The organism is Rhodococcus sp. Chr-9, from assembly GCF_000801125.1.
In the GTDB taxonomy this organism is placed as follows: Bacteria; Actinomycetota; Actinomycetes; order Mycobacteriales; family Mycobacteriaceae; genus Rhodococcus; species Rhodococcus pyridinivorans.
Map to the genome: position 1 here is coordinate 51,380 of NZ_JTIZ01000073.1, position 13,133 is coordinate 64,512.

General features: G+C 68.8%; 11 protein-coding genes. 6 read left to right on the forward strand and 5 right to left on the reverse strand.

Annotated features, from left to right (window positions below; genetic code table 11):
* Positions 1-91: 91 nt before the first annotated feature.
* Genes QR64_RS09200 through QR64_RS09220 form a run of 5 tightly spaced genes read left to right on the forward strand, consistent with a single transcriptional unit; the run spans position 92 to position 6,909 of the window.
* Positions 92-1,873: an alpha/beta fold hydrolase gene (locus QR64_RS09200; RefSeq protein WP_039584975.1), complete on the forward strand. Its 1,782-nt coding sequence runs from the start codon at positions 92-94 to the stop codon at positions 1,871-1,873.
* A complete protein-coding gene (locus QR64_RS25765; RefSeq protein ID WP_152640939.1) occupies positions 1,870-3,267 on the forward strand; it encodes an O-antigen ligase family protein in 1,398 nt (465 codons plus the stop codon). The genes QR64_RS09200 and QR64_RS25765 overlap by 4 nt, the downstream gene beginning before the upstream one ends.
* Positions 3,150-4,232: a glycosyltransferase family 4 protein gene (locus tag QR64_RS09210; RefSeq protein WP_039584976.1), complete on the forward strand. Its 1,083-nt coding sequence runs from the start codon at positions 3,150-3,152 to the stop codon at positions 4,230-4,232. Before QR64_RS25765 ends, QR64_RS09210 begins: the two co-directional genes overlap by 118 nt.
* A gap of 12 nt (positions 4,233-4,244) precedes the next feature.
* Positions 4,245-5,792 (forward strand): flippase, encoded by a 1,548-nt coding sequence (locus tag QR64_RS09215; protein WP_230826372.1) that lies wholly within the window; start codon positions 4,245-4,247, stop codon positions 5,790-5,792.
* 7 nt (positions 5,793-5,799) lie between these two features.
* The gene (locus QR64_RS09220) at positions 5,800-6,909 is read left to right on the forward strand and encodes a GH39 family glycosyl hydrolase (RefSeq protein WP_235367072.1); all 1,110 of its coding nucleotides are present in this window, start codon (positions 5,800-5,802) and stop codon (positions 6,907-6,909) included.
* On the opposite strand, the gene QR64_RS09225 is transcribed toward QR64_RS09220, so the two are convergent.
* Positions 6,910-7,992, reverse strand: coding sequence for a GNAT family N-acetyltransferase (locus tag QR64_RS09225; RefSeq protein ID WP_039584978.1), 1,083 nt, complete (start codon positions 7,990-7,992; stop codon positions 6,910-6,912).
* 165 nt (positions 7,993-8,157) lie between these two features.
* On the opposite strand from QR64_RS09225, the gene QR64_RS09230 reads away from it, so the two are divergent.
* Positions 8,158-9,279, forward strand: a complete 1,122-nt coding sequence (locus tag QR64_RS09230) for a GH39 family glycosyl hydrolase (RefSeq protein WP_039584979.1) — start codon at positions 8,158-8,160, stop codon at positions 9,277-9,279.
* Positions 9,280-9,295: 16 nt separating this feature from the next.
* Here QR64_RS09230 and QR64_RS09235 read toward each other — a convergent pair whose 3' ends face one another.
* From QR64_RS09235 to QR64_RS27025, 4 genes are all read right to left on the reverse strand, one after another.
* Entirely contained in the window at positions 9,296-10,495 is a 1,200-nt protein-coding gene (locus QR64_RS09235) for a MalY/PatB family protein (protein WP_039584981.1), read from the reverse strand.
* A gap of 42 nt (positions 10,496-10,537) precedes the next feature.
* On the reverse strand, positions 10,538-11,185 hold the full coding sequence (locus QR64_RS09240; protein WP_006552625.1) for a phosphate signaling complex PhoU family protein: 648 nt from the start codon (positions 11,183-11,185) through the stop codon (positions 10,538-10,540).
* Positions 11,186-11,258: 73 nt separating this feature from the next.
* Positions 11,259-11,417, reverse strand: coding sequence for a hypothetical protein (locus QR64_RS26825; protein ID WP_153811627.1), 159 nt, complete (start codon positions 11,415-11,417; stop codon positions 11,259-11,261).
* Positions 11,418-11,535: 118 nt separating this feature from the next.
* The gene (locus QR64_RS27025) at positions 11,536-13,044 is read right to left on the reverse strand and encodes a hypothetical protein (protein WP_052227256.1); all 1,509 of its coding nucleotides are present in this window, start codon (positions 13,042-13,044) and stop codon (positions 11,536-11,538) included.
* Between the last annotated feature and the right edge of the window lie 89 nt (positions 13,045-13,133).

Consider the following 13,133-nt stretch of genomic DNA (forward strand, 5'->3'; position numbering starts at 1 on the left):
CGAATGCGTCCGAACGGCAAGAAGATTCAGGGTCCGAGACGGGGCGGGAAATCACCCCCTCTTTCACCCCCTCGACAGTGGAGGTCACGGAGTGGATGTGCGACACGCGTCGTGGTTCGGCGACCCTGCGTCCCCGATCCTCGGGCACGTCCACCTTCCCGCCGACCGCCGCGCGCGCGGCGCGGTGGTGCTGTGCCCACCCCTCGGCAAGGAACACCTCGACACCTATCGAGGCGTCAAGGCTCTCGCCGAGCAACTCGCCGAGCGGGGACTGGCGGCAGTGCGCTTCGACTACACGGGCACCGGAGACTCGGCCGGCGATCAGGATTCGCCCGACGCGGTCGCGGCATGGCAGCGCAGCGTCGTCACCGCAGTGGAGACGGCCCGCGCGAGCGGCGCCGAGCACATCACCGTCGTCGGACTGCGCACCGGCGCACTGATCGCGGCGACGGCACTGCCCGAGTGCGGACCGGCCGACGCCGTCGTGCTGTGGGATCCGATCGTCTCGGGCCGAGCGATGTTGCGCGAACAACGCGCCCTCTACCGTCTCGCCCTCGGCGCCGACGATCCCGAAGACCCCCGGGTTTCGATCGTCGGCGGGGTTCTCGCCCCCGAAGCTGCCGACGCGCTCGGCGCCCTGAAGATCGATCCGAGGTCGCTGAACGGCACACGAACCCTGCTCGCGACCCGACCCACAGCCCGCGAGACCGCCGCGGTGTCGGCGCTCGCCACCGCACTCGGCGGTGACGAGCTCTCCCTCGACGCCCACGAATCCTTCGTCACCCCCAGCACACTCCACTCCGCGATCCCGACCGAGCAGCTCACCCGGATCGCCGATTGGGTAGTTGCGGACGCGCCGGCCGCCACCCGCGAGGTCCACTTCCCCGAGTGCGGCCGCGCGGTCGTCGCGACCACCGACTCCGGGCTCCCGATCCACGAGAGCGTCGAATATCTCGGCCCGAACGAGATGTTCGCGCTGCGCACGCACGGGGTCGCCCCCGAATGGTTCGACACCGAGGGGTTCGGCACCGAGGGGTTCGGCACCGACAGGTTCGGCGCCCCGCGCCGGTCCATCCCGACGGTGTTGTTCTTCGGCACCGCCTACGAGCACCGACTCGGCCCGAGTCGTCTCTGGGTCGAGCTCGCACGCGAGTTCGCCGCGCACGGCATCTCCACTATCCGGTTCGACCGGACCGGGGTCGGCGATACCGGCACGGCACACGGGGCGACGCCCACGCCGCTGTACTCCGACGACTCCGACCGCGACGCCCTCGATGCTGTCGCCGCCCTCGGCATCGATCCGCAGGACCTCGTGGTGATCGGCCTGTGTTCGGGTGCGTGGTACTCGTCGTGGGTCACCCTCCGGGGTGCAGCACACTCCGCCGTGCTCGTGAACGTGATCCTGTGGTGCACCCACCGCCGGAAGTCGTTGCGCGCAGATCTCGGTCCGAACGCACCCGATGTTCCGGCGATCGCAACCCCGGCGGAACCGCAGACGATCTCCCTGCGAGCCCGCATCAAACCGTGGGCGCAGAAGTACCTGCCCTATCCATTGTGGCTGCTGCTGGGCCGAATCGGCGTGACCCAGGTTCCCGAGGTCGGGTTGGAGGCACTGCGTCGCGCGGGTGTGTCGACCACGGTCGTGCTGTCCGCCGAGGACCACCGGTGGTTCCTGACCCAGCGCGGAGAAGAAGGACTTCGCCGCCTGCGCCGACGGGGCTTCACCGGGGACATCCTCACCAGCGAGGTCGGTGAGCACAGCGGTCGGCAGCGGGACGGGCGCGAGTTCCTCCGCACGGCGGTCACCTCGACCGTGCTCTCCCGTTTCGGGTCCCGCACCGCGGATCCCGCTGCAGACGAGTACGTCTCATGACTCCTGTGCTGATACTCGCCGTTCCGGTCGTGCTCGTGCTGGGAGTGTTGCTCTGGCGACGACCCCAACGCGGGTTGCTGGCGATCGCCGCGCTCACGCCGTTCCACGGCCTGCTCGCGATCGTCCCCGGCGGTGAATCACTGTCGCCGTGGAAGGAGGGGCTGCTGCTCCTCACCCTCGCCGCGACCTTCGTCAGCCCCCACCGACGGCGGCTGCCGGCACCGTCCTATCCGTGGTGGCCGGCCGTGGTCGCATGGGTGGCAATCGGAGTCCTGTCGGCGTTGCTCGTCTCGGGGCTCGCCGGCATCATCGCCATCAAGATTACCTACTTCTACCTCGTCATCCCGGTGATCCTGTGGCGTGCACCGTTCGACGCCCGCGACCGCGACCACCTGGTGACGATCCTCATGGGCACGACGGCCGTCACCGCCGTCGTCGGACTCGCACAACAGGTGATCGGCGGTGAGCGACTCGCCGAACTCGGCTACCGCTGGGACGAGCATCTGCGCATCAGCGGCGGAATCCTGCGCAGTTTCAGCACGTTCACGACACCCTTCGCCTTCGGCCTGTTCGTGATGATCGGACTGATCGTGGGGTGCTCGGTCTCCTTCGCCGATCCGCACCGGCTCCGCAACAGACTGTTCCTGTGCGCGACACCGATCATGGTGCTGGGCATGGGTGTGACGATCGTGCGCGCCAGCTACATCGGTCTCGCCGTCGCATTGTTGTGGCTGGCGGTCCACCGCTACCGCACCCTGCTCCTCGGTTTCGGCGCCACCGCGGCGCTCGCACCGCTCGTCCTCTTCGCCGTGCCGAGTTCGATTCTCGCTCCACTGTTCTCCTCGTCGAGCCTCGGTGAGCGCGGGGACGGCTGGTCGCAGACCCTGTCGTCGCTGTGGGTGCACCCCTTCGGGCAGGGTCTCGGCGCGACCGGCTCGGCTGCCGCCGACACGGTGGCCCAGAGCAACCCGATGCTGTCGGAACTGTCGTACACGGCGGCCGTGCAGTTCGGGTTCATGCCCTATCAGCCCGACAACTACTACATGAAGCTCGCCGTGGAACTCGGCCCGATCGGCGTGTGGCTGTTCGTCCTCGTACTCGTGTGCGCCGCGGTCTCGACGCTGCGTGCATCCCGGGTGCTGAGCGGGCAGGACGCCGCACTCGCACTCGGGGTGAGCGGCACGATCGTCGCGGCGGCGGTCGCCTCCACCGTGGCGACCTATCTCGAGATCTTCCCTCTCGACGTCTATTTCTGGCTACTGTTAGGAACTGTCGGATGCGCACTGGCGCAACACTGGTCACCTCACCGAAGCTCGCTCACCGCATCGGATTCGGCGCCCTCGCACTCCGTCCGTCCGGCAGTGGAGTCCAGACCTACGTCCGCGAGCTGCTGACCGCGCTCGACCCGTTGTTCCCCTCGGCTGCGCTGCGCGCGACGGTGCAGTGCGATGCCGTGGGTGAACTGCCCCCTCGCGTGACCCCGTCGGTACGACCGGTCGCCGACGGGGTGCGGCGGATGCTGTACGCCAAGATGCCCGTCCGCGGGGTCGACCTGTTCCACAGCCTCGACGTCGACCTGCCCGTCCTGTGTTCCGGTGTCACCGTCTCGACGTTCCACGATCTCGCCGTCTTCGACACCCCGTGGGCGTTCAGCAAGTACCGCGCCGCCGGTGAGCGCGCACTGCTGCGCGATGCCATGCGACGGGCCGACGTGCTCGTCGCGGTCTCGAACTTCACCGCCGAACGTCTCCACGCGCTGTGCGGCCGCGACGCGGCGGTCACCCCGCTCGCCCCCGCGGCGTGGGCGAAACCTCCCACTCCCGAGGAGATGCGGGACATCCACCGGGTCTACCGGCTGCCCGAACGGTTCGTCCTGCAGGTCGGCACCGTCGAACCCCGCAAGGACGTCGCGCTCGTCGCCGACGCGTGCCGTATCCTCGACGTCCCGCTGGTGCTCGCCGGAGCCGGATCCACCGGACCCCACGCACCGGCCGGTTCGATCGGTCTCGGTTACGTTCCCACCGCACACCTTCCCGCGCTGTACGCCGCAGCGACCGCCGTCGCATACGCCTCACGCTACGAGGGTTTCGGGTTACCGCCGCTCGAGGCGATGGCGTGTGGTGGGGCGGTGGTGACGAGCGCTGTCGGTGCACTGCCCGACGTCGTCGACGACGGAGCGCTGCTCGTCACCGAACACACCGTGACCTCGTGGACCGCGGCCCTGCGCGTCGTCGTCCACGACCGTGATACCGCGGATACGCTGCGTACCCGTGGACGCGAGGTCGCCGCGACCTCGACATGGACGCGCACCGCCGAGCTCACGCGCGATGCCTACCGCTCCGCGGGCCTGAGAATCTGACGAGGCCGTCGCGTGGGTAGACATTCGCTGGCCGACCGGATGGCCGAAACCGTCGTGATGGAGCGGATCGTCGCGGCGCACGACCCCGGCGGTACTCTCCACGAACCGCAAACCCCGGAGCTCGACGGGCGGGCCGCGCGACGCAACACCGTCGTGATGCTCGGCAGCCGGTTGGCCGTCGCCTCGATGGGCTGGGCCGGTTCGATGATCGTCGCCCGCGCGTTGGCACCGGACGACTTCGGCAAGTTCTCCTTCGTCTTCGGCCTGCTCGGGTTGCTGTCCGTCGTCACCGATCTCGGCGTGGGCCGAGTGGTGCTCGCCAAGCTCGTCGAGTGCAATCCGTGGGAGGTCTCCTACGTCACCACCGCGTTCATCGCGTTGCGCGGTGTGCTCGGTCTGCTCGGGTACGCGCTGGCCATCGGGTACGTGCTGCTGCTCGGATACTCGTCCGATGTCGTCTGGGCGACGGTGATCGCCGGTCTCGTCGTGGTGATCGCGACGCCCAACAACGCCCTGTCGGTGATGTACCAGAGTCGACTACGCATGGCATCGGTCGCGGTCGCCGAGACCTTCGGCCAGCTCGCGCAGCTGATCGCCACCATCGCCGCGGTGCTGTGGAATCCGGTGCTGCTCGTGCTCGTCGTGCCGGCCGTGATCAACGAGGTCGTCGGCGCAGGCATCCTCGTGCGCGGCGTGCGAGCGGGCAAGGCCGGTCCCCTGCCCGCCGCACGTGCCCAGTTGTGGCGGTGGCGCGAGATGCTCGTCGAGGCCATCCCCCTCAGCATCGGTTTCGCTCTGCTCACCCTGCTGTCGAAGATCGACGTGCTGATGCTCGGGCGGATGGACACTTTCGACTCGGTAGGTCTCTACACCGTCGGATACAAGTTCGCCGACCTCCTGTCGATGGTGTCGTCGACCGTCGTGGGTCCGGTGACCACGCTGCTGGTCGCCACCTGGCCGGCGCAGAGCGAGATGTTCCGGCAGCGCACGCGGGAAGCGGCGATGCTCCTCGCGGTACTGGGCGCGACCGCTACCGCGGCCTTCTGGTCGTCGGCTGACGGCGTGCTGTCCCTCCTCTACGGCGAGCGGTTCGCCGAGGCGGCCGGCGCCTCGCGCATGCTGGTGCTCGGCAGCGCTCTGTCGATGCTCACCGAACTCGGTCTCATGGTGCTCATCGCGACCGGACGCCACCGCGTCTACCCGTGGGTGGCACTGGCCGCGCTCGCCGGGAACATCGGTGCGAACCTCGTCCTCATCCCCCGCATGTCGTTCGACGGGGCGGCGCTGGCGACGGTGCTCACCGAGGCTGCGATGCTCGTCGCGATCTGGATCGTGGTGGTCCGGAGCGTCCGGATCAGGGGTCTGTTCCCCTTCACCCAGACCATGGCGATCGCGATGCTGGGTGTTTCGGTGGCCGTGTGGATGTCGCTCTTCGCGGAACGCTACGATCTTCCCTGGCCCGTCACCGCTGTCCTCTCGGCTGTCTGTGTTCTGGCCGGAACCCATGTCCTTCCCATCACCGGCGGGCTCGGCCTCGCCGGTCTCGTCAAGTCCCGTTGAGGTTGCAGTGTCCCTTTCGCGGTCGATGCCGCGTCGCGTGTCGCGGTCCATGCCGCTCCGCGCCGTTCTCACCCTTGTCGGTGTGTTCGCTCTGTCGTGTACCCAGAGCACCGAGGCACGCGACTGCCGAACAGATCTGACCGCCGACAGTCTCGGGGTCGCGACGGGAGCCGGTCTCGACTCCCTCGACGCCGACGACCTCGACGCGTACATGTCGAAGGTCGCCGACAGCGGCGCCGGCTGGATCCGGTTCGACATGGACTGGTCGATCATCGAACCCGCGCGCGGACGCTTCGACTGGAGGGGCACCGACCGGGTCGTCGCCGCGGCCGACGCGCACGACCTGCAGGTGCTGGGCCTGCTCACCCACACTCCGCACTGGGCGCGGACGTCGGAGGCCGACCCCGGCGATCCGCACGGGATGCCTGCCGACCCCGGCGAATTCGGGCGCTTCGCAGGCGACGTCGCCGATCGCTACTCGGACAGAGTCACGCACTGGGAGATCTGGAACGAGCCGAACCTGACGGCCTTCTTCACCCCGCAACCCGACGTCGGCGCGTACGCCGACCTGCTCGTGGCGGCGTCGGAGGCGATCCGCAACGTCGACCCCGGGGCGGTGGTGATCACCGGCGGCCTGTCCCCCGGCACCGACAACGGCTCCGACATCGCCCCGACGACCTTCCTCACCGAGTTGTACGACCAGGGCGTGTCGCCGGCCTTCGACGTGGTGGGCATGCATCCCTACAGCTATCCCGCTCTCCCGTCCGACGCCTCGACCTCCGACTGGAACTCCTTCTACCGCATGCGCGAGATGCGCACCGTCATGGTCGAGCACGGGGATTCCGACAAGCCCATCTGGGCAACGGAGTTCGGGGCACCGACGGGCACGGACACCGACGCGGTCGGGCCCACGGAGCAGGCCGACATCCTGCGCGACGGGATCACCGAGCAACGCGCGTTGGGCTTCGTCGACAAGCTGTTCGTCTACAGCCTCCTCGACCGGGGCACCGAGGTGGCCGATCGCGAACAGAACTTCGGGGTCCTCACACACGACGGGTCGCCCAAGCCGGCCTGGGACGTGCTGCGCACGGCCGCGGTCATTCCCGGTTGCCTCTGATCAGCAGCGGTTCGACGTGAGAGCATCGCGCGCCGCCAGGCGCAGGGGACGGACGAGGTCGGCTCCGAGATCCGCGGCGCGGAGGGTCCATCGGTGGTGCGGTCGCGAGGTGGGGACGGCGACGATCCGCCCCACCCGGTAGTCACCGTTCGACCACTGCTCCTTGAATTCCGATGTGCCGAGCAGATAGTCGAAGCGGTCGATGCCCAGCTCGTCGTGGCGGTCGGCGAGGTGGCGCTGCAGCAACTGGCCGGGCTGGTAGCGGCGTACCTCGGGATGGAAGCGGCTCAACCACATCTCGGCCGTGGTCCCGGTGCGGAACATGATCTCATGTGCCGTCCATCGGTCGCCGACGAGCAGGCCCACGATGAGCAGCCGGCCGGCGCGGGCCTCGGCGTCGAGCAGCGGCCGGGTGAACGCGGTGAACGGCGGCGCACAGAAGTTGTCGCGCCCGCTGTGTGCGTCGGCGGCCGCGGCGACCGCGGTGATATCGCGCCACCTCTGCGCGAGATGGTCCGGATCGCGCACCACTTCGACGGAGACCGGGGTGCCTTCGCGTTCCAGCGAGCGTTCGAGCCGAGACAGTGTTCTCAGTGTGCGCCGACTACGCAGCGATTCGGCGCCGGCACCGGTGGCGACATCGACGGTCAGGCACCGCTCGGTTCCGGCGATGTCGATGCTCCAGCGAGGCGAAGCATGCAGCATCTCGACGAGAGGGTCGGTGAGATCGACGTGGTCGAGTTGCAGTGCCATGTTCCGATCGGCGATGCCGTCGAGCAGGTCGGCGAGCGCGGCCTCGTCGGTCGCGAGGAAGGTTCCTATCGTGGCGAGGCCGTGAGCCGGGAGTCGTAGAGCGGTGACCCCGAGACGGGTGCGGGCGTGCAGGGGCGCGAGTCCGACGAGGCGCCCGTCGCGCCGGACGGTGCACACGGCCGATCGGCCGCGCCCCATCCGATTCCAGGCCAGTACGTAGGAGGGGCGGGTCGCGACGCGCCGACCCACCTCCTGGGCGAGATCGTCCCATTCCGCGGAGAGCCGGACTGCGGATGTTTCGTCGTGGATCTCGAAATTCACGGTGCGCATGCACCGGAACCTTCGGTCCACGAATCCCGCATCTTCCGGCCTCCTGCTCGTTACAGTGAATTCGCGGCGTCGGTCTGCCGCTCGCTCCACCGCAAGAATCGCAGGTCGGCGGCGCGACGTTACGACCGATGCCTGAATTGTCCGAATGATACATCAGGAGAGTCGATGGGTCGTCTCGCACACGTTGCACTGGCCACAGCCCTCTCGTGCACCCTCGCCGCACTCGCAGCGTGCGCTCCACCGCCCCAACCCCCTCCGCCGACCACCTGCGCGACCGACGACATCGGCATCGCCGCCGGCGCACCGCTGATGTATCTGCCGGACTCCGAACTCGACCGCGAACTCGACACGATCCGGGCGGTCGGCGCCCGGTGGCTGCGCGTGGACATCGACTGGTCGGTGATCGAACCGAACCGCGGACAACAGAACTGGTCGGTGCCCGACCGTGTGGTGGATCGTGCTCGGGCCCGCGGACTCGAGGTGGTCGGCATCGTCGCGTACACCCCGGCCTGGGCGCGCGTCGCGGGCGGCGGCGACACTCACGGATACCCCGCCGACCCGGCAGCCTTCGCCGGTTTCGCCCGGCAGGCGGCACAGCGCTATTCGACCCGCGTGACGCACTGGGAGATCTGGAACGAACCGAACCTGACGAACTTCTTCCGTCCCCGTCCCGACGTCGGCAAGTACGTCGAGTTGCTCGCCGCGGCCGCTCCGGCCGTCAAGTCCGTGCAACCGAATGCCCGGATCCTCAACGGCGGACTCGCACCGGCGGTGGACAACGGTTCCGACATCTCCCCCGTCACCTACGTGCAGCAGCTCTACGCGCGCGGGGCGCACCAGTACTTCGACATCCTCTCCGTCCACCCCTACAGTTATCCGGCACTGCCGTCCGATGTGAGCACGCAGAGCTGGAACACCTTCTACCGCATGCGTCTGATGCGCGACACCATGGTGCAGTACGGCGACGCCGCGACACCGGTGTGGGCCACCGAGTTCGGCGCCCCGACCGGCACCGCCTCGAACGCGGTGAGCACGCAACGGCAGGCCGACATCATCGCCGACGGTATCGCAGAGGCCCGCCGGCTCGGCTGGGTACAGAAGGTTTTCGTCTACTCGATGCGCGACCGCGGGACGAACAAGGCCGACGTCGAGCAGAACTTCGGGCTGCTCTACCAGAACTTCTCGGCCAAACCCTCACGCGCCGTGGTCGCTTCGGCGACCTCCGGATGCGCGGCCGCGAACGACACACTCGAGTCCACGAACACCCCGGCCGACGCGGTGTGGTGACGGGGTGTGCTGACGATCAGGCACCGAGCGCGTCGGTGATCCCGTCGAGGATGCGATCGAGGATCGGCCCCGACGTCGCGAAGTTGATGCGCAGGAAGTTGCGTGCGCCCGACCCGAACCGCACCCCACCGTCGGCGAGGACACGTCCCCGATCGCGGACGGTCGACACCGGATCGTCGATGCCGAGCGGCCCGGTGTTCAACCACGTCAGGTAGGTACCCTGCGGCAGGTGGTGCCGCAGATCCGGAATCCGTTCGCGCAGAACCTCGTCCACCCGTCGACGGTTCCGGTCGAGGACCTGCAGCAGGTCGCGCTGCCATGCACCGCCCTCGCGCCACGCGGCGAGCGTCGCGACCACGCCCGGCACCGAGACCGTCCCGTACAGGTCGAACGGCTCCGCGTCCCGGCGCTTCAACAGGGCCTCGGAGCCGTAGTGCACCACCGCGCACCGCATCCCCGCGAGATTGAACGCCTTGCTGGCGGAGGTGAGAGTCACCGTGCGGGCAGCGGTCTCCGGCCCGAGCGAGGCGAACGGGATATGCCGGTGCGGTTCGTAGATCAGTTCGGCATGGATCTCGTCGCTGACGACGAGCATGTCGAACCGTTCGGCGAGATCGGCGATCCGCTCGAGTTCCTCACGCGTGAGCACCCGTCCGGTGGGGTTGTGCGGGTTGACGAGCACCAGCACCCGCGGACGACGACGCGCCGCCAACGGCTCGAACACATCGAAGTCGAGCACCCACCCGTCGCCCCGGTCGACGAACGGAAAGTCGATCTGCTGCAGACCCATCCGTCGCACTGACGCGAGGAACGGCGGGTAGTTCGGTGTCTGGATCGCCACCGCATCGCCGCGCGTGGCGCTCAGGTGCAACACGAGCTGCAACGCCTGGATGAGATCCGTCTGCTCGCGCACGGCTCCGGGATCGGGTTCCCATCCGTAGCGCGTTCGCATGCGCTGTGCGAACTCCTCGCGCAGCGGCGTCCCGTGGGACCAGTCGGGATAGCCGAGATCGCTACGGTCGACCAGCTCGTGCAGCGCACGCGCGATCGGCGGTGCGACCGGGAAATCCATGTCGGCGACCCAGGCGGGGGCCAGTCCGTCGGCGGCCGCCCGTGCCCACTTGGCACCGGACCGCACCGACAGAGCATCGAAGTCGAGGTCGTCGAACCCGGGCACCCCAGGACCGCCGACCGAGAGGCGCTCGTCGCGGGTCATGGTGAGAGAATCGCACGGTTCGCGGCAGTACGCGCGGCGAAGTCAGGCAGCTGGTCGTTGGCCCGTGACGAAGAAGATCAACCGATCGGCGACGTCGACGGCCTGGTCGCCGAACCGCCCGTAGAAACGCGCGAGGAGTGCGGTGTCGACCGCGGTCCGGATGTCGCCGTCCCATTCGGGGCTCTCGAGCAGGGCGAGCAGTCGCGAGTGCACCGCATCGAGTTCGGTCTCGATGGCGTGTGTGCCCTTGATCGTCTCGAGGTCGAAGTCGGTGAACGCGTCGCGCAGGATCGCGACGATCTGCGCGGCGAGTTCGGCCATCCGGCGAAGATCGTCGCGCAGGAGGTCGTACACCAGCGACTCGGGATGGCGACGCCGTACGACCCGCGCGATGTGCAGGCTCAGTTCGCCCATCCTGGTGAGATCGCCCGTGATACGAACCGCGGAGAAGACCAACCGCAGGTCGGCGGCCACGGGACCCTGCAGGGCGAGGATCCGCACCGCTCGCTCGGCACAGTCGGTGTCGAGTTCGGCGATCCGTGCATCGAGATCGAGGGCGGCCTGGGCTGCGTCGAGATCGGTGTCGAACAGGGCGCGAGTGGCCAGGTCGAGCCCTTCGGCTGCGACCGCGGCGAGCTCACCGAGACGTTCGACCAGGTCGTCGAGCTGTCCTCGGAACAACTCCCTCATGTCTCGCTCCCTCCGTCGCCCGGTTCACGGCACGTGTACCCGGCTGGTCCTCTGTGCAGTCCTGGAGATGAGCCTAACGGCGCGCGTCGACGACACTCTCGGTGGCGACGTCCTCGGAGGGCGATGCGGAGCCCGCACCGTCGTCCATGCGGGCGAGATGAGCCTTGATCCATTCGGTGCTTCCCGGCGTCGCGGTGCTGTGCTGCGGTGTGCCGGCAATGCAGATAGACAAATCATTTTCCTCGTCGTGACGCCGATGTGCTCGGCTGCGCAGGCCAAACCCATCCCCTGGAGTGACCGCCATCACTATAGCCTGTCGGCGCGAAGCTTCAACTCGGGCGGGAACACGGTCAGTAGCGCGACGTCTCCCGAGATTCGCCGTAACCGTTCTGCTCGGGATGAGCGTGCCCGTCCCGGTAGCTCTGTTGGTCGGCGTATCCGTAGTCGTGCCCTTCGTCGTAGCGGTACTGCCGGTAGGCCGAATCCTGGGGCGGGACGAACAGCGACTCGGGTTGCGACGGCACCGGCTGCGGAGCCCGGTGACGGTCGTCGGGCACTGGTCGCGGTGCAGGCGCCGCAGGTGCAGGTGCAGGTGCGGGCTGAGGTGCGGCGGCCGGGACGGGAGCCGGGGGCTCGGGAGCCGCCTCCACGGCCGTTTCGCGGCGCCGGGCCGGAAGCACGGGCACCAACTCGCGTCCTGCACCGAGCAGGACGAGACGCGTGGGCACCTCGATCTCGGCCAGGGCACGCAGTGTGTCCTCCGCCTGCGCTCGCTCCTCGGCCCCGGCCTGCAGCACGATCACGGCGAGCGCGAGCCCCTCGGTCTTCGCGCGGGTCCACCACTGTTCCCCGACTCCGCAGCACACGATCCGGTCGCGGGCATCGCCGAAGGCGTCGGTCTCGACGGTCACGCCCTCGCCGGTGAGGAGGAGGATGTGGTCGCCGAGCGAAGCGCGCTGTCCGAGCATGACGATCGTGTCGAGAGGAAGCGTCTCCCGATCGTCGCGCTCGATCTGCACAGCTGTCCGGTGGCGACGCGCGACCCGCCGGGCCCAGGCCGGGCTGTTCGACGCTCCGAAGCGTCCGTTCAGCGCGACCAGCAACTCGGCGACGAGGACGAACACGGCGAGAAAGGCGACCGCGGCCTCGGCGCGCGGCATCGGGGACACCTTCGTCCCGGTACCGGCGGGCATCGACAGCACCTGGAGGTATTCGAGGCTCGCGCCCGAGCGTGCCTGCCGGAGCTGCTCGAGCCGCGCATCGAGTTCGGCCTGCACCACCGGATCGGCTACGCCCTCCTCGTCGGTGGCGATACTCGCGGCGAGGTCGGCACGCAGACCGGCGACGACCGCGTCCAGCTCGGCGATGCGCGCGTCGAGGGCGACGCGATTGCGTTCGGTCTGCGCGCGGTCGAGCTGCGTGACGACCGTCTGCGCGAGCCGGTCGGCGTCGGCCTGCGAGTCGTCGCGGGCGGTCACGGTGAGCAGGGTGGGCGACGAGCCGTAGCCGACGTCGATCCTCGACGGCAGCTTCGCGGGGTCCTCGTTCGTCTCGGCTGCGATCGCGGCCACGACCGCCGAGTCCTGCGACAGCGCGACATAGGGAGCGATGAGCTGCCCGAGGGTCGCGTCGTTGCCGGACACGGATGCCGACGAGCGGATCTCCGCGACGAGCGACGACTCGTACACCCCGGGGCCGCTGTCACGGACGAAGAAGACCGCGACCGCGGCGAGCGCGGCGACGAGTGCGGCGGGCACGGCCACGCGAGCGAGATCGCGGGCATGCCCCACAAGATCGACGGTGGGAGGAACACCGAGCTCACGACGCAGTTCGGCGTCGCGGATGCTTCGTTCGGACACGATGCACAGGCCTTTCGCTGTCGCCCCGGGGAGTGGGCACGTCGCCAGTGTGTCGCGACGAATCGGGCAAATGTTACCGACCCGAACGT

Bases quoted from the DNA above. Each gene is read 5' to 3' on its own strand.
- QR64_RS09240 (WP_006552625.1), bottom strand. From the start codon at position 11,185: ATGAGGGAGTTGTTCCGAGGACAGCTCGACGACCTGGTCGAACGTCTC.
- QR64_RS09225 (WP_039584978.1), bottom strand. From the start codon at position 7,992: ATGCGCACCGTGAATTTCGAGATCCACGACGAAACATCCGCAGTCCGG.
- QR64_RS09235 (WP_039584981.1), bottom strand. From the start codon at position 10,495: ATGACCCGCGACGAGCGCCTCTCGGTCGGCGGTCCTGGGGTGCCCGGG.
- QR64_RS09210 (WP_039584976.1), top strand. From the start codon at position 3,150: ATGCGCACTGGCGCAACACTGGTCACCTCACCGAAGCTCGCTCACCGC.
- QR64_RS09230 (WP_039584979.1), top strand. From the start codon at position 8,158: ATGGGTCGTCTCGCACACGTTGCACTGGCCACAGCCCTCTCGTGCACC.
- QR64_RS25765 (WP_152640939.1), top strand. From the start codon at position 1,870: ATGACTCCTGTGCTGATACTCGCCGTTCCGGTCGTGCTCGTGCTGGGA.